Source organism: Posidoniimonas polymericola, from assembly GCF_007859935.1.
GTDB classification, from domain to species: domain Bacteria; phylum Planctomycetota; class Planctomycetia; order Pirellulales; family Lacipirellulaceae; genus Posidoniimonas; species Posidoniimonas polymericola.
Window position 1 is genome coordinate 46,346 of the sequence record NZ_SJPO01000010.1, and the last position, 22,738, is coordinate 69,083.

22 protein-coding genes and 1 tRNA gene are annotated in these 22,738 nt (G+C 65.7%); 14 read left to right on the plus strand and 9 right to left on the minus strand.

The window, feature by feature from the left end; genetic code table 11:
- Window positions 1–87 precede the first annotated feature (87 nt).
- From Pla123a_RS18715 to thrS, 3 genes are all read right to left on the minus strand, one after another.
- Entirely contained in the window at window positions 88–1,086 is a 999-nt protein-coding gene (locus tag Pla123a_RS18715; RefSeq protein ID WP_146589802.1) for a response regulator transcription factor, read from the minus strand.
- A 153-nt stretch (window positions 1,087–1,239) separates the two neighbouring features.
- Window positions 1,240–1,728, minus strand: a complete 489-nt coding sequence (gene infC / locus Pla123a_RS18720) for a translation initiation factor IF-3 (protein ID WP_231956549.1) — start codon at window positions 1,726–1,728, stop codon at window positions 1,240–1,242.
- A gap of 296 nt (window positions 1,729–2,024) precedes the next feature.
- A complete protein-coding gene (thrS, locus tag Pla123a_RS18725) occupies window positions 2,025–4,169 on the minus strand; it encodes a threonine--tRNA ligase (RefSeq protein WP_146589807.1) in 2,145 nt (714 codons plus the stop codon).
- A 599-nt stretch (window positions 4,170–4,768) separates the two neighbouring features.
- Here thrS and Pla123a_RS18730 point away from each other — a divergent pair.
- Window positions 4,769–5,425 (plus strand): PEP-CTERM sorting domain-containing protein, encoded by a 657-nt coding sequence (locus Pla123a_RS18730; RefSeq protein ID WP_197528105.1) that lies wholly within the window; start codon window positions 4,769–4,771, stop codon window positions 5,423–5,425.
- 523 nt (window positions 5,426–5,948) lie between these two features.
- On the opposite strand, the gene Pla123a_RS18735 is transcribed toward Pla123a_RS18730, so the two are convergent.
- Window positions 5,949–7,403, minus strand: coding sequence for a 30S ribosomal protein S1 (locus Pla123a_RS18735; protein ID WP_146589811.1), 1,455 nt, complete (start codon window positions 7,401–7,403; stop codon window positions 5,949–5,951).
- A gap of 220 nt (window positions 7,404–7,623) precedes the next feature.
- Between Pla123a_RS18735 and Pla123a_RS18740 the strand changes: the two genes are divergently transcribed.
- Both Pla123a_RS18740 and Pla123a_RS18745 read left to right on the plus strand, forming a co-directional pair.
- Window positions 7,624–8,481 (plus strand): hypothetical protein, encoded by an 858-nt coding sequence (locus Pla123a_RS18740; protein WP_146589813.1) that lies wholly within the window; start codon window positions 7,624–7,626, stop codon window positions 8,479–8,481.
- A 176-nt stretch (window positions 8,482–8,657) separates the two neighbouring features.
- Window positions 8,658–9,605 (plus strand): aldose 1-epimerase, encoded by a 948-nt coding sequence (locus tag Pla123a_RS18745; RefSeq protein ID WP_146589815.1) that lies wholly within the window; start codon window positions 8,658–8,660, stop codon window positions 9,603–9,605.
- A gap of 88 nt (window positions 9,606–9,693) precedes the next feature.
- On the opposite strand, the gene Pla123a_RS18750 is transcribed toward Pla123a_RS18745, so the two are convergent.
- From Pla123a_RS18750 to Pla123a_RS18760, 3 genes are all read right to left on the minus strand, one after another.
- Window positions 9,694–10,092 carry a hypothetical protein gene (locus Pla123a_RS18750; protein WP_146589817.1) on the minus strand — a complete coding sequence of 133 codons (399 nt, stop codon included), beginning with the start codon at window positions 10,090–10,092 and terminating at the stop codon, window positions 9,694–9,696.
- A gap of 137 nt (window positions 10,093–10,229) precedes the next feature.
- Window positions 10,230–10,311 (minus strand) — tRNA-Leu (locus tag Pla123a_RS18755).
- 101 nt (window positions 10,312–10,412) lie between these two features.
- On the minus strand, window positions 10,413–11,795 hold the full coding sequence (locus tag Pla123a_RS18760; protein WP_146589819.1) for a Gfo/Idh/MocA family protein: 1,383 nt from the start codon (window positions 11,793–11,795) through the stop codon (window positions 10,413–10,415).
- A 217-nt stretch (window positions 11,796–12,012) separates the two neighbouring features.
- On the opposite strand from Pla123a_RS18760, the gene Pla123a_RS18765 reads away from it, so the two are divergent.
- Window positions 12,013–12,780 carry a hypothetical protein gene (locus Pla123a_RS18765; protein ID WP_146589821.1) on the plus strand — a complete coding sequence of 256 codons (768 nt, stop codon included), beginning with the start codon at window positions 12,013–12,015 and terminating at the stop codon, window positions 12,778–12,780.
- Between the two features lie 32 nt (window positions 12,781–12,812).
- On the opposite strand, the gene Pla123a_RS18770 is transcribed toward Pla123a_RS18765, so the two are convergent.
- A complete protein-coding gene (locus tag Pla123a_RS18770; protein WP_146589823.1) occupies window positions 12,813–13,628 on the minus strand; it encodes a TrmH family RNA methyltransferase in 816 nt (271 codons plus the stop codon).
- Window positions 13,629–13,713: 85 nt separating this feature from the next.
- Here Pla123a_RS18770 and Pla123a_RS18775 point away from each other — a divergent pair, with 85 nt between their 5' ends.
- The 6 genes from Pla123a_RS18775 to Pla123a_RS18800 all read left to right on the plus strand — a co-directional run bounded on the left by Pla123a_RS18775 (window position 13,714) and on the right by Pla123a_RS18800 (window position 18,281).
- Window positions 13,714–14,136 (plus strand): gamma-glutamylcyclotransferase family protein, encoded by a 423-nt coding sequence (locus Pla123a_RS18775; RefSeq protein WP_197528106.1) that lies wholly within the window; start codon window positions 13,714–13,716, stop codon window positions 14,134–14,136.
- 3 nt (window positions 14,137–14,139) lie between these two features.
- Window positions 14,140–14,658, plus strand: coding sequence for a cupin domain-containing protein (locus tag Pla123a_RS18780; protein WP_146589826.1), 519 nt, complete (start codon window positions 14,140–14,142; stop codon window positions 14,656–14,658).
- A gap of 6 nt (window positions 14,659–14,664) precedes the next feature.
- The gene (locus Pla123a_RS18785; RefSeq protein ID WP_146589828.1) at window positions 14,665–15,660 is read left to right on the plus strand and encodes an isoaspartyl peptidase/L-asparaginase family protein; all 996 of its coding nucleotides are present in this window, start codon (window positions 14,665–14,667) and stop codon (window positions 15,658–15,660) included.
- A gap of 6 nt (window positions 15,661–15,666) precedes the next feature.
- A complete protein-coding gene (locus Pla123a_RS18790; RefSeq protein ID WP_146589830.1) occupies window positions 15,667–16,458 on the plus strand; it encodes a sulfite exporter TauE/SafE family protein in 792 nt (263 codons plus the stop codon).
- A gap of 167 nt (window positions 16,459–16,625) precedes the next feature.
- Window positions 16,626–17,369, plus strand: a complete 744-nt coding sequence (locus tag Pla123a_RS18795; protein WP_146589832.1) for a flagellin — start codon at window positions 16,626–16,628, stop codon at window positions 17,367–17,369.
- A gap of 549 nt (window positions 17,370–17,918) precedes the next feature.
- The gene (locus Pla123a_RS18800; RefSeq protein WP_146589834.1) at window positions 17,919–18,281 is read left to right on the plus strand and encodes a hypothetical protein; all 363 of its coding nucleotides are present in this window, start codon (window positions 17,919–17,921) and stop codon (window positions 18,279–18,281) included.
- Window positions 18,282–18,338: 57 nt separating this feature from the next.
- On the opposite strand, the gene Pla123a_RS24745 is transcribed toward Pla123a_RS18800, so the two are convergent.
- On the minus strand, window positions 18,339–19,490 hold the full coding sequence (locus Pla123a_RS24745; protein ID WP_197528107.1) for a hypothetical protein: 1,152 nt from the start codon (window positions 19,488–19,490) through the stop codon (window positions 18,339–18,341).
- 517 nt (window positions 19,491–20,007) lie between these two features.
- On the opposite strand from Pla123a_RS24745, the gene Pla123a_RS18810 reads away from it, so the two are divergent.
- From Pla123a_RS18810 to Pla123a_RS18825, 4 genes are all read left to right on the plus strand, one after another.
- The gene (locus tag Pla123a_RS18810) at window positions 20,008–20,565 is read left to right on the plus strand and encodes a hypothetical protein (RefSeq protein WP_146589836.1); all 558 of its coding nucleotides are present in this window, start codon (window positions 20,008–20,010) and stop codon (window positions 20,563–20,565) included.
- A 32-nt stretch (window positions 20,566–20,597) separates the two neighbouring features.
- Window positions 20,598–21,074, plus strand: coding sequence for a DinB family protein (locus Pla123a_RS18815; protein ID WP_197528108.1), 477 nt, complete (start codon window positions 20,598–20,600; stop codon window positions 21,072–21,074).
- 273 nt (window positions 21,075–21,347) lie between these two features.
- On the plus strand, window positions 21,348–22,145 hold the full coding sequence (locus tag Pla123a_RS18820; RefSeq protein ID WP_146589840.1) for a transglutaminase-like domain-containing protein: 798 nt from the start codon (window positions 21,348–21,350) through the stop codon (window positions 22,143–22,145).
- Between the two features lie 141 nt (window positions 22,146–22,286).
- On the plus strand, window positions 22,287–22,577 hold the full coding sequence (locus tag Pla123a_RS18825) for a hypothetical protein (RefSeq protein ID WP_146589842.1): 291 nt from the start codon (window positions 22,287–22,289) through the stop codon (window positions 22,575–22,577).
- Window positions 22,578–22,738: the final 161 nt, after the last annotated feature.

Consider the following 22,738-nt stretch of genomic DNA (forward strand, 5'->3'; position numbering starts at 1 on the left):
CCGGGGGCTGAGAATCCAAAGCACCGATCATACCCGGGCCGGTACGTCGCATCACGGGGGCTGCGCTGGGGCGGACAGGCCCCGGTGCTAGGCGGCGTCCTGCTGAGCCGGCCGGTCTTCGCAGCCGAAGCCTGGCAGCAGGAGCTGTTCTGGCGGCGACTCGACATCTTGGTACCGGCGGCGGTAGCCGTCTGCGAGATGGATCATCAACTCCAGCACCAGCAGGTCGGCGCGATTCATCACGTGACGGGTGCTGCGGGAGCCCAGACCGCGGACAAGCTTCTCCAGCACATCCAGGTGGAGCTGCACCGCCCGGTGGGCCGAAACGCCGGCCGCGGCCAGCAGCTCGGCCAGTTTGGCCATCTCTACCGTCAGGTTGCCGACGCCCATGATCACGTAGGCGCGGAGCACGTCGCGGTAGTTGGCGACGAGGGCCTCGGGGAGGTCGCTGGCGGCAGGACGTGGGAAGGGGGAAGAAGGCTCGCCCCCGTATCCCGGTCGCTCTTGCAGCCCGTCTTGCTGATTGCGGAGCGAGTTGAGTTCTACCAGCAGTCCGCGCTGCTCGGCGAGCAGCCGCTCGGCCTCTTGGTGCTCGATCGACAGCCGCTGACGTTCGGCCTGGTGCAGCCGGCGGTTTTGGCGTTCGAGCTCGCAGCGGCGGATAGCGCTGCGTAGCTCGCAGAGCAGCACCCGGGGCGTCGTTTGTCGGATGCAGCAGTAGGCGTCGGCGCCGGAGGCGTAGGCCTCGGCCGTGCAGGCGGTCGGCTCGCGGCTGCCGAGGACGATCGCTGCCTCGTCGTGACCGCCGCCACGCATCGCCTCAATGAAGCCAACCCCGTCGAGCGTCTCGGGGTCGTCGAGCACGATGACCGCGTCGAAGGCCTCCTCCCGAAGACGCGACAGCGCCGAGGTGGCGCCGACAGACTCTTCGAGTTTAATCCGCACGCTGATCTCGCTCGCGAGCGCCTGGTTGATCCAGCCCGCGGCGTTGTGGAGAGTCGTGACGCACAGCAGCTTCAGCCTCGCCGGCAGCGGCGTCGTTTCGACGCCGTCTTCGCTGGGCGGAGTGAGGGTGGCCGATGACATGAGCGTGGGCAAGGGATTCGAGCGGCTAATTCACCGCGCGGATCGTAGCCGCCCGCCCAGCACGGGGCAAGGCGACCCTCGCGTGCTGGCGCCGCCGGCACGCCTGCCTGGTAGCAATCGCCGGGCGGAGGCTCGACGTTCCCCCGAGTGACGCTACCTGGGGGCGAACGTCACGACGATCCGACGACCCTGCATCGAGGGGTTCTGCTCGACCTTCGACACTTCCTCGAGTTCCTTGATCAGGCGCTCCACCAGCTTGAAGCCTTCGTCAACGTGGGCGTTCTCGCGGCCACGAAAGATAACGCTGAAGACGACCTTGTCCTTCTTCTCAAGGAAGCCCTTTGCGCGGTTCACCTTGGTCATGAAGTCGTGCTCGCCGATCTTCGGGCGGAGACGCACTTCCTTGTTTTGACTGTGGTGAACGTGCCCCTTGTGCTGACGCTTCTTCTGCTGGTACTTGAACTTGCCGTAGTCCATGATCCGGCAGACGGGTGGCTTCTCGGTCGGCGCGACCTCCACCAGGTCCAGCCCTGCTTCGCGGGCCTTAGTAAGCGCCTCCTCTGTATCGATGACTCCGAGCTGTTCGCCCTCGGAGGTGATGACCCGCACCGGGGTCACGCGGATCTGTTCGTTGATACGCAACTGGTTGCGGTCGGGGGTCCGTTCGGCGGGACGGTTTCGAGACAAGCTAACTCCAATGGATTGGGGGATACGTTCGGCCCAGCGACAATCGTCAAGGGTTGGCGTCGCGGGGCGCCTGTTGCGTCCGGTGGGCAGGTTCCGGCCGCTGCCGGAATCGCTTGCCCAGTCCTGAAAGACGCCACGTCACAAGAAGTATTGGCCACAAAGCGGCGGCGCGTCAACTGATCGGCCGCGCCGCTGGGGTAATTAGGAGGGCCGCTCCAGCCGGCTCAGGCCGTCCAGACGCCCCAGTTGGCCTATGAAGCCTCGACCGGGCGCTCACGGACCAGCTTGCGAGCCGATTCGTCGAGCAGTTTGGCGATTGCCTCGTCCAGCGGCATGGCGCCGAGGTCGCCGTCCTGGCGGTCCCGCACCGTGACGGTGCCGTTGTCGCGGTCTTTTTCGCCTACCACCAGCATGTACGGGATCAGCTCCAACTGGGCCTCGCGGATCTTGGCCCCCAGCTTGGCCCCGCGGTAGTCTCCGGCCGCCCGCAGGCCGGCTGCTAGCAGCTTCTGCTCGACCTCACGGCCGTACTCTTCGGACTTCTCGCTGACAGTCAGCACCCGGCACTGTTCCGGGGACAGCCACAGCGGGAACGCGCCGGAGAAGTGCTCGATCAGCACGCCGATGAACCGCTCCATCGAGCCGAGCGGCGCCCGGTGGATCATGACCGGTCGGTGCGGCTTGTTGTCGGGCCCGATGTACTCCAACCCGAACCGGCCCTCACTCGGCAGGTTGTAGTCCAATTGGACGGTGCCGAGCTGCCACTCGCGGCCAATGCAGTCGGTCACGACGAAGTCGATCTTCGGGCCGTAGAATGCCGCCTCGCCCGGCTCGGGCTCGCAGCCTGGCAGGTTCATCTCCTTGGCGACCCGTTCGATGGCCGCTTCGGCACGGTCCCACAGTTCCGCGTCCCCGACGTACTTGCTGCTGTCTGGGTCGCGGAACCCGAGCCGCACTCGGTAGTTAGTCATGCCAAGCGACGCCAGCACGCCTTTGGTCATCTCCAGGCAGCCCCGCACCTCGTCGGCGACCTGATCATCGGTGCAGAAAATGTGGGCGTCGTCCTGGGTGAAGCCGCGCACGCGGGTCATGCCGTTCAGCTCGCCAGACTGCTCGTAGCGGTACACCGAACCAAACTCCGCCAGGCGGATTGGCAGGTCGCGGTAGCTGCGGGGCTTCGACTTGTAGATCATGATGTGGTGCGGGCAGTTCATCGGCTTGAGCAGGTAACGCTCGTGCTCGTGCGCCCAGGCGTCGAGCGCCGCCGCCTTCTCTTCGTGGCTGCCCTGAGCCGGGTACTCACCTTCGTAGCCCAAGACTCTTGCCGCCTGCAGGAGCTTTTCTTCGTCCGATTTCTCGAGATCGTTCTTGCGGAGGCGGTCGACAAACGCGTCGACCAGCTGCCCGGCTTCGTGCTCGCACAGCGGAGGAAACTGGGAATCGCGGTAATACGGAAAGTGGCCGGAGGTCTCGTACAACTCCACGCGGCCGATGTGCGGCGTGTACACCGCCTGGTACCCACGCCGCCGCAGCTCGTCGCGGAGGTAGTCCTCCAGGCACTGGCGGATCGTCGCCCCCTTGGGCAACCACAGGATCAGGCCAGAACCGGCCTTCGAGTCGATAGTGAACAGATCGAGCTGCTTGCCGAGCACGCGGTGGTCTCGCTTCTTCGCCTCCTCCAGACGGTGCAGGTGCTCCTTGAGCTCCTGTCTGTCGAAGAACGCGGTCGCGTACAGACGCTGCAGCTGCTGCCGACTGGCGTCTCCCTTCCAGTAAGCCCCGGCGATACTAAGCAGCTTGAATGCCTTGCCGATGTGCCCAGTGCTGGGGATGTGAACGCCGCGGCACAGGTCGACGAACTCGCCCTGACGATAGAAGGAGACCGACTCTTCTTCGCCGAGGCCCGTCTGCAGGTGCTCGACCTTGAACTCTTGGCCCATCTCTTCGCACAGCTGGACCGAGTCGGCTTTTAGCTGCTCAATGCGTTCGAACGCCAGGTTCTCTTTGATGATCTTCTTCATTTCCGCTTCGATGGCGGCGAAGTCGTCCTCGCTGAGCGCCTTGGGCAGCTGCATGTCGTAGTAAAAGCCGGTATCGGTGACCGGGCCGAATGCTAGCTGGACGCCTTCGTGCAGCCGCATGACCGCCTGAGCCATCACGTGAGCTGCGGAGTGACGCATGATCTCGAGCGCTTCGGGATCACGCTTCGTAAGAATGCGGAGCTGCACATTACCGTCGCCGGGAAGCTGGTACGACAAATCACGCGGCTTGCCATCCACCTCGCCGGCAATCGCTGCCTTCGCCAGCCCCTCTCCGATGTCGAGAGCCACATCGCGGAGGGTGACCGGCTGGTTGAACTGACGTTGGCTGCCATCTGGCAGAGAAATCGTGAGCATCGGAGTGCTTGATTAGCAGAGCAAGTGGTCGGAAAGTGCTATTTGACAGGATCTTACGGCGATTCTCGGGCTAGGGGAAGGGCGTTGGACGTCCAGTGATGCCGCGATCGGAGGATGCGACAAATTGTTGGTCCTGGCGTATTCTTCGGGCTTTGCGGCATCTGGCAATATTCCATGCGATTCCTGTAAAAAAGTGTTCGCTATTTCGGGCGGGCGCGGTAATATGGGGGCTGTGTGAGTCCTTTGGTGCGCATCCCCGTCAATGCGAAGTCGCGACTTCCTGCAAAGTTTCAACGCAGAAGTTTGCGATCTCTACTTGATTCCTGGCGGTGCGGGCGAGAGACTATCGGGGGTGCATGGCATGCACTACCTACATGACTGATCTTCGAAGCTGGTGGGAACGAGTTCCACTGGTTAAAGAGTAAACCACTTCAGAATCTGCATACGTCGGAGTAGATCTAATGTCGTCCTCAATTCGCTCGCTTCTCTCAGGACGGTGTCTTGCCGTCGCTCTCTCTGCGCAGCTACTTCTCGCTTCGGCTGCCTCAGCTTCGTCAATCAACTACGGTGACTTTAGCGATATCCCGCCCGGTGTTGTGATGTACACCGATGTGACGGAATCTTCGAGCACCGACGCAGTGCCTCTTTACGGCGCCCCAGAGATCACCGCGAACACTTTGGATTTCGATCCAACTTTCGCGTCGAACTCGTTCGATGGCGCCCCGGGCGCTGACACTACCGACGGACAGCTCAACTTCGATTTCATGACGCTACCGGGCGCTGGTCTCAGCTCGTTTACGATTAAGGAATCGGGTAGCGTCACGCTGTTCGGTGCTGGTGGCGCGGCGACTGGCGCTGGAGCCGGCATTCTGGCCGAGGTCACGATTTTTGAGGCCGACGGCATTGTCCTGCCCAATCCCGTCAAGGTAGTCGCAAACGTCTTCAAGAGCTGGACTCTGCCGACCTCCGCCGGCACGAATCCCTGGACCAACGATCTGTTCGTCGACCTCGGCGCCAGCCTCAGTCCGCTCGGATACTCCTACGCCACGAAGGGTGAGGTTGTCATTGACGACACCCTGGTCACGACTAGCGAGTCTGGCCCCAACACCACTGCTTTCATCGACAAGAAGGACTTCGTGATCATCCCGGGTGGCGACCTGACCCCTGGTGGCGATCCTGACGTTCCTGAGCCGGCCTCGGCTGCTCTGATCGGCCTCGGCCTGATTGCTGCCGGCGCCGTCCGCCGTCGCAGCTAGTCGAGCCCTTCGGCCACACGTTGCTACTGATAGAGACGCCTCGCTTGCGAGGCGTCTCTTTTTTGCGCCCGTTGATCTTTCTGACCTGCTGTTTCCCAGCAGGAAGGAGTGAACAGGGCAGGAAGTCGGCGGAGCAGTGAGCTCTTGTCGGAGGATTCCCCAGGTCAGCAGAAACCGCTTTCGAGGGAGGGCAACTGATTCGTCGCAACTGCTCACAAGACTCTGTGTGCGTTGGCGTCGAGACGGGCGTCCTATCGGTGGCTCCGCGGTGGGATGAGCCTCCAGACTGATGGCGGCAAAGCACCTAAGTTGAATACCCGCTGGTCGGCCGCATTCACTACGCGGCGCGGGCGCACCTAAGGAGACGCGCAATGCCTGTACGCGGCTGTGGGTGAGCCGCTGCGGCAGCGGCTCACCAGCGGCCTATCATTAGGGTAGGCCAGAGCAGAGTAGGTGCGGAGGCACGCAGCGAAGATCGCCGACATGAAGCCACTTCAAGCCATCAAGCGTAGGAAAGCGGTGGCTACCACTTCAGGCCAAAATGCTCACCGCCCGTTGGGGCTCCGATTCCGCCCTTGAGGTTTCCTTGCCGCTTGAGCGGCGCCTTGGGGGCGTCGGTGGGCAGGGGCATGTCCTCGTCGGCCGTCCGGGCGTCGGCCCTGGCTGGGCCCGCCGTGAGGGCCTTCAGCGAGAGGCCAATACGCTGCTTGTCGCGTTCAACGCTCAGTACCTTGACCACGACGTCTTGCCCCTCGGACACGACGTCAGAGGCCCTCATTACCCGTCCGTGGGCTAGCTCCGAAATGTGGATTAGGCCTTCGACGCCTGCCTCCAGCCTCACGAAGGCGCCGAAATCCATCAGCTTGGTGACCTTGCCGGACACACTCGAGCCGACTGGGAACTTGGCGTCGACGCCATCCCAAGGATTCTCGGCTGACTCGCGGTACGAAAGCCCGATTTTCCCGGTTTCTTGGTCGATGCTCTCGACTTTGACTTTGACCGCCTGGCCTTCGGAGAGCACTTCGCTGGGGTGGTTGACCCGCTCCCAACTCATCTTGCTTACGTGGACCAAGCCATCAACCCCGCCCAGGTCAACGAACGCGCCGAAGTCGCGGAGGCTGCGGACCACCCCCTCGCGGACCTGTCCCGGCGCAAGCTCGGCCATCAGCTTGTCTCGCTTGGCGGCCCGCTCCCGCTCCATAACGCCGCGGTGGCTGAGGACTAAATTTCCTTTGCCGCGGTTGGCCTCGGTCACGACGCACGCCAGCCGTTGGCCGACGTAGTCTTCCGGCGTTTCGACGCGGTAGAGCGAGATCTGCCCCATCGGCATAAACCCTTTGATGCCAGCGACTTGGCACTCGAGGCCGCCCTTGTTGACGCCGGTCACCGCGACTTCAACCACCTGGCCTTCGGAGACATCGTCCCAGTCGCCTACTTCGATCGCGGCGTGCGGCAGGGACAGCTCGTACAGGCCGTCAACGATCCGCACCACAACCAGCTCCATCTCGGCGCCGGTCTCGGGGTGGGCGTCCTCCTCGAACTGTTGCAGCTTGACAACGCCTTCCAGATGGCCTCCGAGGTCGAAGAAGACGCTGTCGCCGTGCTGCCGAGTGACCCGCCCGGTGACTCTAGAATCGGACGCCAACTCCCTGGAGATGCCCTCGGTGGAGGTCTCTATGAGTTGGTCGAGGGACTGACCGCCCAGGGCCGCTTCGAGCTCTGCCTCGAGTTCGGGGGTGAGCTGGGCCCGTACATTTGGCGGCGGGTACTTGGAGGGGGCGGGTTCCGACCGCTTCTCGTTGAACGGCATGACGGGCTTGGGCCGCGCATCCTCAACGGATCCGCCCCGCTGAGTGCCGATCTTAATCCGCTCGCTAGGCTTGTCGGTCGAGGTCTCCGCAGTTGCGTCTGCCGATTGCTGGGAGGTGGTTTCCGACGCAGGGGAGTCGGCCTGGTCGGCCGGGGTCTCTTCGGACATCTCGCTATCGCGCTCTTCGAACGAGGAGTGAGGACAAACCCGGGCGGACGCGCCGAGGCGTAATTGGGCGAGTTTAGCAGCCTTGGCCTTGCCTCGCCAGCGATCAGGCCAGCGGCGGAGAGCCGACTAGGCCTCCTGTCCTCACGATCGCCGGGGTACAATCCGGACGCGTATCCCCCCGTTAGAAGGGGGCAACCCAACACTCCCGGGAGCGGCTCGCATGGTGTCGCTACTGCAATCGCTGCTGCTAGTTGCTCACCTGCTATGCAACGCGATCGCCGCCGGTGGCCCAATGGCGGCCGCCGTGCTGCCCTGCCCAAGTAAGGTGCGGCGGCGACTCGCCGGGACCTCGACAATAGCGCTGGTGGCCGGCCTCGTTGCCGGCGGTCTCAGCTCGCTCATCATCCTGGCGGGTGAGTGGCCTCAGTACGCTTCTGCCGCGGGCCGGCTGCCCCCGCGAGCCTACCTGATGCTCGCGAGCGAATGGGCGTTCTCAGTGGTTCTGATGATCGTTTACTACTACTCGTGGGCCAGACTCGGCGGTCGGCGCTTGCTCCACGGGGCGATCGGCGTCGTCGCGGCAACCAACCTCCTGTACCACTTCCCAACGATGATGGTTGTGCTGCGGCTGTTGGCCGAACAGCCAGACCGGGCTAGCGAGTTGCTCGTGACCCGAGAAGTCTTCTTGCGGGTCCTATGGATGCCGCTGCCGATCGGCCTGACCCTGCACTTCTGGGGCCTCAGCGCGGTCACCACGGGGCTGATCGTCCACCTGCTGGCGGGAATTGGCAACGGGAGCGGGGGCCAGGTAGGCGCCGGCCTCGGGCTGGCGGGGGTGTTGCTGATGTTCGTTTCTGGAGTCTGGTGCGTGCTCTACCTGCCCGCGTCGGACGCTCGCCGTCTGCTTTCTTGGAGTGATGCGCCGGGATGGTTCTTCTGGGGAGGAATCGCGTGCGGCGTGGCCCTCGCCGTGTCGCTGCTCGCGGGAGTCTGCGCCGCGGGCCAGCGGAAGTGGACCTCGGCTACCCTGGCGGCGGTGGCGGCCGCGATGATGGTGGCAGCGACCCGGTCGCTGTAGTGCCGTGTACGCGATAAGCTGGAGCCGCAAAGTGATGAATCAAGAGCCACGTCTGCAGTTCTTCTGGACCCCCCCCCTCATCCAGCCTCTTGCCCCTTGGGTAGAGGCTGGATGAGGAAGCTGCTCCCAAGTCATCCCTGATTGAATCCCCCAAACATTTCCTGCCAAGGTAAGTCATGACCGCCCAGATCGCCGTCTTGGAGCACAAGGAGTCGGGCGCACGGGCCCAGGTGCTCGTCAGCCAGGGCTTCAACTGCTTCGACTGGGTCGCCGCTGTCGGCGACGCGAAGCTTCCACTGCTGTACGCGCCCGAGGGCTTCGCCTCGGGAGACCACCGTCCCACGTCGGGCGGGACGCCGCTGTTGTTCCCGTTTCCCGGACGGATTGAAGAGGGCAGGTACAGCTTCGGCGGAAAGGACTACGAGCTGCCCGCCGGCGACGCATTCGGCAACGCGATCCACGGGTTTGTCTTCAACAAGCCGTGGCGCATCGTAGACCAAAGCGAATCGAGCGTCACCGCGGAATTCGTCGGCTCGCAAGACGCTCCTGAGACCCTGGACCTGTGGCCCTCGGACTACGCGATCCAGGCTGCCTACCGATTGGAGGCGGACCAGCTGGTCCTTGAAGTGACGTGCAGCAACCCGGGCGATTCGGACCTGCCGTACGGCCTCGCCACGCACGCCTACTTCAGCCTGCCGCTCGATCCGGGCGGCGACCCAGAGGCGACCGTCTTGCACGCGCCCGTCGACCGGGAGTGGGCCATGCACGACATGATCCCGACTGGGGATTCCGAACAGAACCCGGTAGTCGACGGACTTGCGGCGGGGATGCCGCTGGCGGGGCAACAGCTCGACCAGCCGTTCCGACTCGCCCCGTCGTCCAGCGGCGAGGTTGTCACGAGCCTGAAGGGCGGCGGCGTGACGCTGGAGCAGACCTGCAGCGACGACTTCCGCTGCTATGTGGTCTACACGCCGGGGCACCGCGAGGCGGTGTGCATCGAGCCCTACACGTGCGTCCCCAGCCCGTTCGGGTCCGAGCAACGCGGCGTTGATACGAACCTCAAGATCCTCGCGCCCGGCGAGTCGCACTCGTACACGGTCACGTTGCACGCTCGGGCGAACTGAAGCCGGCGGCGCTCGCCGACAAAAAAACGCAGGCGAGCCCGGGTGGGCTCGCCTGCGGATTGCGTCAGGCAAACGTTGGAAGCCAGGGCTAGTCCTTCTTGGGCTCCTCTTTGGCTTCCTCAAGCGTGCCACCGGGCAGCTTGCCCTCGGCGATGAGCTCGGCGTAGGTCGGGCTCCCGTCGCCGTCGGACTTGAGCTCGGCAACGGCTTTGATCGACTTGACGATCTTCTCGACGTCCTTCTTGTCCTTCTTCGACAGCAGCTCCTCGAGGTGCTCGCCGTACGGGTTGTGGTTCGACTTCTTCTTGCCCTGATGGCAGATGAAGCACTTGGCTTCCTCGGCGGCCTTGACGAAGTCTTCGTTGGAATTGTCCTCGACGTAGAGCTTCATCCACTCGTCCTGGAACTGCTTGATGGCGGCCGCGGGGCGGGCCGAGGCGCCGAACAGCAGGGCCGCAGCGATCAAAGCGCACGAAAGACGCGTCATACCTAGACCTCTTCTTGGGGATTGCGTGATCGTTGCCACCGGAGTCGCTAGGCAGGCCGCCCGGATGGATCTCATCGGGCGGGGGCGACGCCAGTGGCTGGTGCTCGTGGGTGAGACTCTCGTACTCAGGGAAGCAGTAGGGATGACAGGAGTCGAACCTGCACTCCCGAAGGAACTGGAACCTAAATCCAGCGCGTCTGCCAATTCCGCCACATCCCCGCTTCCCTAGCGGTGCCGCCCCCCGGTGAGGGGGCGGCTCGCTACTACTATATCTGACGAAATGCCGCCCGGCCAGCAGACTCCGGGAGACCGCGGCGGGGCTACACCACCTCGGTCTTGCCGGGGACCGGCACCGGGTAGCGTCCGTCCTCGTCGGGGGTGACAGGCGCCGGGGCGTCCCAGGCGTGGATGTCACCGGACAGCCGCAGCTCCGAGGCGATCGCGTCGTCCCAGCGGATCTGCTTGCCGCTGTAGGTCACCATCCGGCCGAGGATGGCCGACATGGTGCTGTGGGCGCCGTACTCGGTCTCATTCTGGATAACGCCCTTGCGGAGGTTCGCGATCAGGTCGGTCTGCTCCTGCTGGTGGCCCTGCGGGTTGCGGCCCTCGTACCTCCAGGCGACCTTGCCGTCGGGGGCGTAGATCGTGCCGCCGCTGATGTCGGCCGTCCCCTCGGTCCCGTGGGCGTGCTCGCTCACGTTGTTGACGCAGCCCGATTGGTGGCGGCAGGCGCTCAGCATCTTCGCGCCGCCGGGCATGGTGAACTCGACCATGTGGTGGTCGAAGATCTGGCCGTACTGCTTGCCGGTGCGGACCTCGCGTCCGCCCATGCCGTAGGCGTACTCGGGGACGGCGTCGAAGAGCCAGTTGCTGACGTCGATGTTGTGGATGTGCTGCTCCACGATATGGTCGCCGCAGAGCCAGTTAAAGTAGTACCAGTTCTCGACCTGGTACTCCAGCTCGTTGGGCCGCCGGCCCAGCCGCTGTGCCAGGTCGTAGCGGGAGCGGTTCCACAGCGGGCCGCTGTTCCAGTAGACGCGGGTCAGGATGATGTCGCCGATGGCGCCATCTCGCAGCCGCCCAATGGTCTCGATGTACTTCGGCTCATGCCGCCGCTGCAGGCCGACGGCTACCGCCGTGTTGTTCTTCTTCGCGATCTCGCCCGCGGCGAGCACCCGCCGCACACCGTGCGCGTCGGTCGCCAGCGGCTTCTCGGTGAACACGTGCTTGCCGGCGTTGACGGCGGCCTCGAACTGAACCGGACGGAAGCCCGGCGGGGTCGCCAGCACGACCAGGTCGCAGTCGGTCTCGAGCAGGCCCTTGTACGCGTCGAGGCCAACAAACTGGCGCTCGGCCGGCACGTCGACAATGTCGGCCACGTTGCCCGGCCCGTCGCCGATGCGTTCACGGGCGGCGGCCGATGCGCTGCCGATCGCTTCCTGGATGCGGTACTCAAACGCGTCGGCCAGCGCGACCACCTTCACCGGGCCGGGCGTATTGATGATCTGACCGATGGCGCTCTTGCCGCGGCCGCCGCAGCCCACCAGGCCAACCTTGATGGTGTCGTTGCCGAACGTGTGCGGAGCGACTGCCATCGCGCGGCTCGCGACCGACGCGGTTGCGATCACTGCGCCCGAGGCCGCAAGAAAGCCGCGCCGGGTTGCGGGCGTGTTGAGTTCACTCTCTTGGTTCTGCTTAGCCATCGCTATGTTGCCTGAAGGGAGGTGAAGGAAGTGGAGTGCGGGACGCAGTCCCGAGTGGATTGGAAAGAGTGCCATCATGATAGTGACGGCTGGCCGCGAACACAAATTCTGCTGGCAGCGGTCGGCCGCCGGCCGGGGAACTGATCTTTACCGGTGCGGGGATCGCGCCTATACCTCGCCCTCCCAGATCCGCGCCGGACCCTTGGAACCCCGTGCTATGACGAATTTCACGCAAAAACTCGCAGTTTCCCTATTTTCGCTGACGTGCACGGTGGCCGTTGCGGGCGACCTCCGCATCGAGACCCGCGTCTACGCGCACGACGAAGAGCTGCCGGTCTGCGAAAGCGTTACGCTCTTCACGGGCGACACGGTCTACGACTTCCGCGAAGACCGCTCGGTGGTGACGATCTTCCGGTCGGCCGCGGCGGGCAAGCCCGCGCGGTTCGTGCTGGTTGATTCCGACCGCTCGGTCCGCACCGAAATCGAGCTACGACGCGTCGATCAGGCGATGGCAAGCCTCCGTAAGTGGGCCGCCAGCAGCAAGGACCCGTACCTCAGGTTTGCGGGCGATCCTGTCTTCGCCGAGACCTTTGACGAACAAACCGGCGAGTTGACCCTCGCCGGCGACCAGCTCACCTACCGACTGGTCACCGTGCCGATGGAGGACGACCAGCAACGTCTTGCCGTGCGGCAGTTCCTCGACAGCTTCACCAAACTCCAGACGCTGCTCGAGACCAGCCTGCCGCCCGACCCCCGTCTCCGCGTCAACGAGGCGCTCTTCCGGCGGGGGCTGATGCCGGTCGAGACCAAGTTGTATAGCCGCGACGAGGAGGACCCGAGCCTGCGGGCCGAGCACCTGGCGGCGCCGCTGCTCTCCAAGCGTGACCGCGCCCGCATCGACGCGGCCCTCGACAGCCTGTCGATCTGCCGGGAAGTCTCCAACGAGGAGTTCCACCTTGGCGGCGCTCGGACCGCTTCCAAGTAGCTTCGATGTGGTAGCAGCTCTGGCTTAGTCGATCAGTGGCGGCGGGAAGCCCCGCGCTGACGACGCGCTTCGTACAGCAGCACGGCCGCCGTCACCGATACGTTTAGGCTGTCTCCCACGCCGAGCATCGGCAGCGACACCGGCCGCGCGCCGGCCGTGTGCCACGCGTCGGTCAGGCCAGTCGCCTCGGCCCCGAGGACGATCGCCGCCGCTCCGCTCAGGTCCGCCTGCCAGCAGCTCTCGGTCGCGTCGGGCCGGGTGGCGAATACCGCGACCCCGCTCTGCCGCAGCCAGTCGATGCACTCGGCGGCCGTCGACACCACGACCTTGTCGAGGAACACCGTCGCGACGCTTGCGCGGATGGCGTTGGGGTTGTAGAGGTCGATCACCGGGTCGGCCACCACCACCGCGTCGGCGCCTGCGCCGTCGGCCGTGCGGAGCAGGGCGCCAAGGTTGCCCGGCTTCTCGACCCCCTCGATCACCGCGATGAGCGGGCGTTCTGGCAGGTCCGGCAGGTCGGCCAGCGTGCGGCGACTCGTGGCGGCGATGCTCACCACGCCGTCGAGCCGGTCGCCGTAGGCGAGCTTCTCGAACGCGTCGGGTGAGACCCCCACCACTTCCACGCCGCGGGCCTCGAGCTCTGCGGTTGCCTGCCGCCCCGCCTCGCCGAGCAGCTCCTCGCAGACAAACGCGGTCCGCAGATCGGCCCCGCAGGCCAGGGCCCGCGTGCTCTCCCGGGCGCCGTAGACCAGGGTCTGGCGGTGCTCGTCCCGCTGCTTGCGGTTGCGCAGGGCGGCGGCCTCCTTGAGACGCGGGTTGTGGCGGCTGGTGATTTGGGTGGGGGGCATGCGTCGGTTTTTTCGCTACGATGGGGGCGGCCGCCGCCCTGTAATGGCGCCGGCCGCGTGATTCTCTATCCTACCCCGGGCGCCTGTGGACGTCTTTACCTACGGAACGCTGCAGGTCGACGCCATCTGGCGCCGCATCGCCCAGCAGCCGTGCACGACCGTGCCCGGAGTGGCCGAGGGTTTCCGCGCCCGCCGGGTCTGCCGCGCCGACTACCCGGCGATGACCGAGCAGGCCGGCGAGTCGGTTGCCGGGCTGGTGTACTGCGGGGTGGGCGAAGCCGCGCTGCGGCGTCTCGACGCGTTCGAGGGGCCGCAGTACATCCGACGGGCGATCGCTGTCGCGTGCGCGGACGGGCAGACCCGCCGCTGCCAGGCGTACCTGTTGGCGGCGAGCAGGATTGACGAGCTCTCCGACGAGCCGTGGACCCTCGCGGACTTCATCGGCAGCGACGCCTGCCAGCGCTTCACCCAGACCTACGTCGGCTTTGATTCTTGTGAGGACTCCTAGGGTATGACCGCACAGGAAATCATCGAGCTGCTCGGCCTCGCGCCGCTCCCGCAGGAAGGGGGCTTCTACCGCGAGACCTACCGCGCACCGCTGGAGATCCCCGAGTCCGGCCTGCCCGGCGTGTACGAGGGCGACCGCAACGTGTCGACCGCCATCTACTTCCTGATCACGCCGGACGAGTGCTCTGCGCTGCACATCCTGCCGACCGACGAGCTGTTCCACTTCTACGCCGGCGACCCGGTCGACATGCTGCTGCTCTACCCGGACGGCCGGGTCGCCAACGCTGCGCTCGGCGTCGACCTGGCGGCCGGCCAGCGGCCGCAGGCCCTCGCGCCGGGCGACGTGTGGCAGGGCTGCCGCCTGCGTGACGGCGGCGAGTGGGCGCTGCTCGGCTGCACGGTGGCGCCCGGGTTCGACTTCCGCGATTTCCACGTTGTGACCGCTGAGCAGGTCGAAGAGCTCAAGCAGAAGTTCCCCAGCGTCGCCAACGAAATCGACCGCCTGACTCCCAATCAAAGGTAACCCGCTATGAATTGCTCCACCGTCCTGCCGCGGCTGCTTACTATCACCATCGCCTGCGCGGGCTCCTGCCTTGCGGCTGCGGCCGAGCCGCCTGCCTACGTGATCGCCCTGCACGGCGGCGCGGGTGGCTGGCAGTCGCTTACCGACGAGTCCCGCGGCGAGGTCGAGGCGACCCTCCGCCGGGCGCTCGACACCGGCCGCCAGGTGCTGGCGGGGGGCGGCGCGAGCCTCGACGCGGTCGAGGCGACCATCCGCGTGATGGAGGACGCCCCGTGCTTCAACTCCGGCAAGGGCGCCATCTGCAACATCGACGGCGAGCACTGGCTCGACGCCAGCATCATGGACGGCCGCGACCGCGCGGCCGGCGGCGTGACGAACATCACCAACGTCAAGAACCCGATTTCGCTCGCTCGGCTGGTGATGGAGAAGTCGCCCCACGTGCTGCTCGGCGGCCGTGGCGCCGAGCGGTTCGCCAAGCAAATGGGCGTTGAGCTGGTCCCGCAGAGCTACTTCCACACGCCCGCCAGCGACGACGACTTGGCGGCGTGGAGAAAAGAGAACCCGACCCCTGCCCCCGAGGCTTCTCCGCAGGCACTCGTCGAGACCGTCGGCTGTGTCGCCCTCGACCGGCACGGCAACCTGGCGGCCGGCACGTCGACCGGCGGCCGCACCGGCAAGCTGCAGGGGCGGATCGGCGACTCGCCGATCGTCGGCGCGGGCACCTACGCCGACAACGCCACCTGCGCCGTCAGCGGCACAGGCGTCGGCGAGCTGTACATCCGCCACGCGATCGCGTACGACATCTCCGCCCGGATGGCTTACAAGGGCGATAGCATGGCTCACGCAATGCACATCAACCTGTTCGAACGGCTCGCTGAGGGCACCGGCGGGCTGATCGGCATCGACCACGACGGCAACGCCGTGCTCGACTTCAACACCCGGGCGATGCCCCGCGGCGTCGCGGACGCGGGCGGGCGGTTCGAGATCAAGATCGAGAGATAGCCTGGTTTGGCCGAGTTTCTGCAGCCGTTGTTCGATCACTACACCCTCGCGCAGTGGGCCTTCATCCTCGGCGTCACCGCGTTCGGCAGCGTCGTGCAGGGGACGGTCGGCTTTGCGTCGGGCATGATCGTGGTGCCGCTGCTGGTGGTCTGGGGGGTCGCCCTGCACGAGGCGGCCGCCATCAACTTCCTGCTCACCGCGATGCAGAATGTCCGCGGCGCCTGGCGGCTGCGGCACGAGCTGACCTACCACGAGACCAACCTGCCGCTGGTGCTGCGGTGGATCGGCATCCCGGTCGGCGCGATGGCGCTCGCGTACTCGGCCCGACTCGACCAGGCCGTTATCAAACAGCTGATCGGCGGCCTGCTGCTGGTGATCGTTGTGGTGCTGTCGGTCTGGAAGATCAAGCACCGGGAGCACATCCCGCTGCCGGCCACGATTGGGGCGTTCCTGCTGTCGGGGTTCCTGCTTGGGTTCGCGGCGATCGGCGGCGCCCCGATGGTGCTGTACGTTAACGCCCTGACATGGTCCGCCGCCAAGTGCCGGGCGTTCTTGTTCTACCTGTCGGCGACCGGCGCCCCGCCGATGGCGGCGATGCTGATCTGGAACTTCGGCGCGGGCCTGCTGCCGGCCTGCCTGGCGTCGCTGGTCGCGATGCCGCTCTGCTGGCTCGGCGTGAACCTCGGCATCCACCTCGGCCGTCACCTCGACAAGAACCTGTTCCGCAAGCTGACGTTCGGTTTGCTGGCGTTGATCGCGATCAGCTCGCTTTTGTCGCCGTGGTTGATGGGTAAGTAGCGGCGCCCCTGCCACAGCCCTGCCGCCGCGTTGTTTTTTCGCAACACGCGGTTCCCGCGATCTGTGGGCGCCATCCGGTTCTGCGCTGCAAGCGGGGTGAGATTGACCTATGTTTTCGATTGGAGACGCTGCTTTACCTCTTCTCTCATCTTTTTCAGTGGGGGCTTATGCTTTCGGTTAGGCCTAGCGGCGTTGGCTACACGGCTCTGAACAACCTCAACCGTTCGACCAACGGCCTCAACAACACCACGCTCAAGCTCGCGACCGGGCTGCGGATCAACTCGGCCAAGGACGACCCGGCCGGGCTGATCGCGGCCGAGCAGCTCCGCGGCGACCTGGTCGACATCGGCGCCCGCCGCCGCACGATCGGCTACGAACGCTCGCAGCTCTCGGTGCAGCAGAGCGGCCGCCAGCAGGCGACCGGCGTGCTGCACGACCTCCGCGGCCGGGTGGTCGAGGCGACCGGCGACTCGACCTCCGCCGAGCAGAAGGCCGCCATCCAGACCGAGATCGACTCTGCCCTCGACGGGCTCGACCGTATCGCCGACACAACCGGTATCTCGTTCCCGGCGGCCCTCGAGGCGCTCCGCTCCGGCGGCGAGGGCAATGTCGTCAGCGGCGACCCGGCCGCCGCGGCCGAGGCAATCGACGCCGAGCTCAGCCGCATCACCCAGGCGAGCGCCGCCGCCGGCGCGTACGAGAAGTACACGCTGGACGTCGACCAACGCATCGCCGAGGACCAGGCGGTCGTGACGGCCCAGTCGCTCAGCGAGATCGCCGACGCCGACTACGCCGAGGAGGCCTCGAACCTCACCCGCAACGAAATTATCTTGAAGACCTCCCTCCGCACCGTTGGTCTGCTCAACCAGATCAAGGGCGAGGGGATCCTCACGCTGCTCGGCGTGAAGTAGGCCCGAGCAGGGCGACTTTTGTCCCCTATTCGCCCATCCATTTAGAGGGACAAAAGTTGGGTCCCATTTCATGCCTCGGATTCCGCAACTTCTTTTCGGCGTTGCAGTTACGACCGGCGTTCACTTGTAGAGTACGCGACTTTTGTCCGCTCGTGCGCGCAACCAGGGACAATACTCGTTCCGGCGACCGACGCCGTTTGGTCCTAGCAGCCGATCCGTGGGGCACTATTATTGGATCACACAAGCGGGCTACTTTCAGCAACAAAACCGATGATTGGCTGAACGCGGCCCAGAGGTTGGTCGAACCGTCCGGCGGCCGCTAGCGTAGGAGATCCAACTCCTCGCAAGCCACCTAGAACGCCGCCGATGCCTGAGCCATTTAACCCGTACCAGTCGCCAGGCGGAGACGACGCCCCGGGGGTGGGCACCGGACGTTACGGAATCGACTGGGTTCCAATCCTTGCTTGGCCGGTGGCATTTGGGGCCAACCTAATCGTTCCGCTTCGATTTGCATGGCTGGAAGCCTTCGGAGCAAGCCGAGCCGGCATCGTGCTCATGCTCCTCGTGATCCTTGCGCTGGGGTGGTTGGTTTGCCTAGTCAAGCCATTGGAGTCGCGCCGGCTACTTATGGGTTCGGTTGTCACTGCAGTTCTGCAGGTGATTCCGGTTCTCCACTTCGCCATTGGGCTCGTAGTGATTCTGGTGATGGAGTTCGCCGGCCTCGTAGACGGCAGCGGCGACGGACCAGCATTCTCCGACCAGCACGCATTTGGCGCCATCCTGACGACCTTGTTGGTAGGGGCAGCGCTCCTCGGCGTCTCGTACCTCTTCGGAGTCGCGTTGCAGACCCAGTTGCCCTCACGGTGGTTCGTTCCACCGGGGGCCACGGAAGAAGACGAGCTCCTTCTCTAGCGCGTGCGGCGCACAGCTGCAGCCAGCTAGCAACGCTCTTGGTTCAGGTTGTGGGCTCTAGTCTTCGGGGTAGTCGTTGCGAGAGAGCCCCCGTTCCCAGCGACCACTGGCAGCCGCGAGAGTCGCCAGCATAGCCAATGCCGAGCCGGCCGGCTCGGGGACGCCGACATTGGGGCTGACGGTGACGACCGGTTCGCTGTCGTTGCAGTCGCCGTCGAAGGCGCCGGCGTTGACCTCGATCGCGCCAAGATTGACCAGTCCGCCGCCGGGGTTGTGGACGATCTCGACCCGGCCGGCGCCGCCGCAGCCGGCGGCGCCAACACCAAGGCCCATGCCGCTGCCGCCGTCGCCCCCGTTGGCCTCGATCCGTGTCGCCGCGTCGAGCGAGAGCGACCTGGCGTGCAGCAGGATCGCGCCGCCACTGCCCCCGCCCCCGTCGGCAAACCCAAGCGAGCCATTGCCCCCGTTCGCCAGGATCGTGGCGCCGCTGAATTCCATCGTGGCAAGGGCCCCAATCTCGAGCGCACCGCCGCCGGCCCCACCGCCGCCGCCGTACCGCATCACCCCCTGGCCGCCGCCTCCCCCGCCGCCGCTGCCGGCGAAGAGCTGGCCGCTGAGCGGATCGCCATAGGGCAGTCCGCCGGCGCGGATCGTCACGCCCACTCCCCCGTCTCCGCCCGCGGTTCCAAAACCTGCTCCCGAACCCGAGCCGACGCCGCTGACCGAGGCGCTGTTGGATCCAACGACGCCGTGCCCCGGCCCCACGCCGTCTTGGTTTGAACTGAACGGACCGCCGTGGCCGCCGCGTCCGCCGCCTGCGACGCCGGAGCCGCCGAGGCCGGTCACGGCCTGCTGCACGGCGTCCACTCCGTTGGAGCCGCTGACATCGATCGAGCCGGCCAGCGTCACCGAACCGCGGAACAACAGCGCCAGCGGATTGCTGCCGGCGACGGTAATGGCGTTCCCGGCAGCGAGCGTGCCGCCGCCGTCGAACGAGAACACCGCGATGTCCGGGGCGCCGCCCCCCTGGGCGAACAGCACGCCGCCGGGCGCCCCGCCGAAGGTCAGCGCGTCGGTGTCAATCGTGAACCCACCGGTGGGCAGCGAGCCGAGCGATGCAAAGTCGAGCGGGTTTAGCGGCGCCGAGCGACTGACACCGCCCAGCGAACTCAGCAAGAAGATTGCGGACAGCGTGACCGTGCGATTCATCTTAGCAGCCTCCTGAAAGGGACAGAGAAGTCGCTGCAGCAAGAGAACTCGTAACGTGTCGTGGAGCGGGGGAGCGTCTGCGGGCGTTGAGACGCCAGGCGAAGCGACACCCCACCAGCAGCAGGTTGTAAGCGATTGGCCAGGCAGAGTCGACCAACCGCGGCGTCGTCGCCGCGTTCGACGAACCGTTTGGGTCGCTTGCGTCCGACTCTGGCCTGAGCGCAGGCAGAGCGACACAAACCCCATGGGTGGCAGGCGTTAGGGACCGCAGCAGCAGCGGGTGAGACCCGAGGAAATGACATTGCCACCGCGTTCCAGGAACCGATTTTTGTCCGGCATTTTTCGGGGGCGACGCGGACGATGTTGGCGCCGATCCTATCGCCACCGCAGACCCAGGCGGCATTCGTGCCCTTTCGCGCCATTTCGTGGCTACCTAGACTGACGGCGTCCTGCCCTTGGTAACCCGGCAACCTTGGTGGCCCCGCCCGTTGCTGTTTGTCCCTCGCCCCCGGTCGTCATGACGCGTTCCGACAACCCCTATCAGTCGCCCAGCGTCGCCGCCGACCCGCCGGTCCCGCGGGCGGCGCTGTGGGACCGCTTCTCGGTGGTTGGCTGGCCGGTGGTCTACGCGTTGAACATTATTGTGCCCTTGATGTTCGGTTGGGGCATGACGGAGCAGGCAGGGCGGGTCGGCATGTTTGTGGCCATGGCGGTCGTGCTCGCAGGCGGGTGGTGGCTGGCGCCGCGGCATGCTTGGGTCGGCCGACGGTTGATTGTGGGGGCCGTGATCACGGCCCTCTCGCAGGTCATCCCGATCCTGCACATTTATATTGGCATGGCGTCGATCGCGATTGTCACCAGCGTCGGCAGCCTTGTCGCCGGTGAGCCGCTCGACGCCCCCTTGAGCGGCCCACTCCGCAGCGAGACCGCCGGCTTCGCCGTGACGGTGCTGGTCGGCGGCAGCCTGATTGTTTGTTCGCTCGTGTTCGGCCTGGTGCTCGGCCTGCTGCTGCCAAGGAAGTGGATGATGCCGGGCGAAGATTGGGCCGTCGACGCCGGCGATAGCCGTATCTAGCAACACGACTCGCAATTGGGAGACGCGGTCCATTGAAATCACAGTTTCAGCGGTCGTTTCGCTACGACGCCTGGGCCAACTCTCGAGTGATCGAGTCCCTGGCCGCCACGCCCGCCGCGTCGGACGAGGCCCTGCCGCTGCTGGCTCACCTGCTGGCCGCCGAGCATATCTGGTTCTGTCGGCTCACCGGCCGCGCGGCCGAACACGAGGTGTTCCCTAGCCTAACGCTCGACGCGTGTCGGCGGCTTGCCAACGCGAACACGGCCGGCTACGCGGAGTTGCTTGCCCAAGCGACCGACGATTGGCTTCAATCGCCCGTCGCCTACCACAACGCGGCGGGGCTGCCCTTCGAGAACCGTGCGGCCGATATCCTGACGCACGTCGTTACCCACGGGCCCTACCACCGCGGGCAGATCGCGAAGGCGATCGGCCGCAACGGCGGCCAGCCTACGCCGACCGATTACATTGTGTTTGCCCGAGAGCAGGACGGCGGACCCCCAGTCCTCTAGAAGGGGAGCGAGTTTGCCCGATGCACGACGACATCCTCCAAGTCCGGGAGCCGGCGCTCAACTTCTATGTCCTGCGTGACCCGGCCGGGCTCTACTTGATCGACCGTCGGTGGTCGCTCGCTGCGGCGGCTGCGCGTGCTGGCGGGCAGGTATTCTGCGGCCGGGTAGGGCGGTCGGCGCCGTGGCGGAGTCGTCCATGGCGTCAGACGAGGCCGGCGTCTAGGATGGTACGGGTTGCCTTAGGCGGTTTCACCCTCGCTGAGAGTATCCCAGATGTGGATGGAGACCTCCTGTTCACTGGCGTTTGAAACGCCGGTGGCGACGCCCTTCTTGCTAATGCTGCGGCCCCGCAGCGGCGCCCAGCAGTGGATCGCCCGTGAGCAGTACGTGCTGACGCCGAGCGTGCCGGCGGTCGAGTTCACCGACCAGTTCGGCAACCTCTGCCAGCGGCTGGTCGCGCCGGCCGGCAGGTTTTCGATCCACACGTCGGCAGACATCGAGGCAGCCGACTTCACCGACACCGCGTACGGCGCGCCGTTTGTCGAGGTGCAGTTGCTGCCCGACGCCACGCTGCCGTTCCTGCTGCCGAGCCGGTACTGCGAGTCCGACCGATTCAGCCAGATAGCTTCCTCGATCACAGCCGGCTTTACGCCGGGGTACAACCAGTGCGCGGCGATCGTCGACTACATCCGCGGCGCCCTGCAGTACGTGCCGGGCGCCGGCCAGGACATTATCAGCGCCGCCGAAGTGAACCAGCGGTCGCAGGCCGTGTGCCGCGACATGGCCCACCTCGGGATTGCCCTCTGCCGCGCGCTGTGCATTCCGGCCCGGATGGTCGTGGGCTACCTCGAGGCGCTCCAGCCGATGGACCTGCACGCCTGGTTCGAGGCCTACGTCGGCGGCCGCTGGTACACGTTCGATCCTACTCAGGGGAGCCCCTGCGGCGGCCGCGTGGCGATCGCCTACGGCCGCGACGCCGCGGACGTGGCGATCTACACCCAGTTCGGCGACCCGGTCGAGCTGGTCGGCATGACGGTACGGGTCGAGCGGCTCAACGCGGCGCCGGTGTGATCCGGCTGTAGTAAGCTTGTGAGCGTGTGCGGGCGCACGGTAGATTGGTGCGTTGCGTACGTAAGACCTCCCTCGCTAGTCCGGGGCGCCAATTGCAGTTTGGCGACAAGTCCGCCGCTCAACCCGAGGACTCGCCTCATCATGCCCGATCCCAAGTCGCTCCGAATCGGTGACCGCATCCGGATCCTGCGTGTTCCGCAGTGTGACTTGAAGCAGCGCGAACGAGAGCTTTCCGAGAACACGGAGCTGGCCGGATGGACGGCCGACACGATTGAACGGATCATCGAGCAAACGCCAGTCGTCAGTGTCTCGCGGATCGATGAAGACGGGTCTGTGTGGTACGACACATCAATCGTTGGTCGCGATGGCTGCGAGGAACAGCATTCCCTGATCGTGTACGAGGACGATACCTGGGAGCGTTTGGCTACGTAAGTTGAGCAGCACGCCGGCCCCGCTGAGATCAACGGGGACCCTGCTGGCGTCTACTACCGTGGGTTCCACCGACTGGGCCCGCCGCATCAACCCGCATCGTCGGCAGGCCCCGGACGCGGTTTTTCGGCACAATCGTCCCAGCCGATTCGACAACCGCGGCC

Excerpts from the sequence above, each read along its gene's own strand:
- Pla123a_RS18715 (WP_146589802.1), bottom strand. The coding sequence starts at position 1,086 with ATGTCATCGGCCACCCTCACTCCGCCCAGCGAAGACGGCGTCGAAACG.
- thrS (WP_146589807.1), bottom strand. The coding sequence starts at position 4,169 with ATGCTCACGATTTCTCTGCCAGATGGCAGCCAACGTCAGTTCAACCAG.
- Pla123a_RS18730 (WP_197528105.1), top strand. The coding sequence starts at position 4,769 with ATGTACACCGATGTGACGGAATCTTCGAGCACCGACGCAGTGCCTCTT.
- Pla123a_RS18735 (WP_146589811.1), bottom strand. The coding sequence starts at position 7,403 with ATGTCCGAAGAGACCCCGGCCGACCAGGCCGACTCCCCTGCGTCGGAA.
- Pla123a_RS18740 (WP_146589813.1), top strand. The coding sequence starts at position 7,624 with ATGGTGTCGCTACTGCAATCGCTGCTGCTAGTTGCTCACCTGCTATGC.
- Pla123a_RS18745 (WP_146589815.1), top strand. The coding sequence starts at position 8,658 with ATGACCGCCCAGATCGCCGTCTTGGAGCACAAGGAGTCGGGCGCACGG.
- Pla123a_RS18750 (WP_146589817.1), bottom strand. The coding sequence starts at position 10,092 with ATGACGCGTCTTTCGTGCGCTTTGATCGCTGCGGCCCTGCTGTTCGGC.
- Pla123a_RS18760 (WP_146589819.1), bottom strand. The coding sequence starts at position 11,795 with ATGGCTAAGCAGAACCAAGAGAGTGAACTCAACACGCCCGCAACCCGG.
- Pla123a_RS18765 (WP_146589821.1), top strand. The coding sequence starts at position 12,013 with ATGACGAATTTCACGCAAAAACTCGCAGTTTCCCTATTTTCGCTGACG.
- Pla123a_RS18770 (WP_146589823.1), bottom strand. The coding sequence starts at position 13,628 with ATGCCCCCCACCCAAATCACCAGCCGCCACAACCCGCGTCTCAAGGAG.
- Pla123a_RS18780 (WP_146589826.1), top strand. The coding sequence starts at position 14,140 with ATGACCGCACAGGAAATCATCGAGCTGCTCGGCCTCGCGCCGCTCCCG.
- Pla123a_RS18785 (WP_146589828.1), top strand. The coding sequence starts at position 14,665 with ATGAATTGCTCCACCGTCCTGCCGCGGCTGCTTACTATCACCATCGCC.
- Pla123a_RS18795 (WP_146589832.1), top strand. The coding sequence starts at position 16,626 with ATGCTTTCGGTTAGGCCTAGCGGCGTTGGCTACACGGCTCTGAACAAC.
- Pla123a_RS24745 (WP_197528107.1), bottom strand. The coding sequence starts at position 19,490 with ATGAATCGCACGGTCACGCTGTCCGCAATCTTCTTGCTGAGTTCGCTG.
- Pla123a_RS18810 (WP_146589836.1), top strand. The coding sequence starts at position 20,008 with ATGACGCGTTCCGACAACCCCTATCAGTCGCCCAGCGTCGCCGCCGAC.
- Pla123a_RS18820 (WP_146589840.1), top strand. The coding sequence starts at position 21,348 with ATGTGGATGGAGACCTCCTGTTCACTGGCGTTTGAAACGCCGGTGGCG.
- Pla123a_RS18825 (WP_146589842.1), top strand. The coding sequence starts at position 22,287 with ATGCCCGATCCCAAGTCGCTCCGAATCGGTGACCGCATCCGGATCCTG.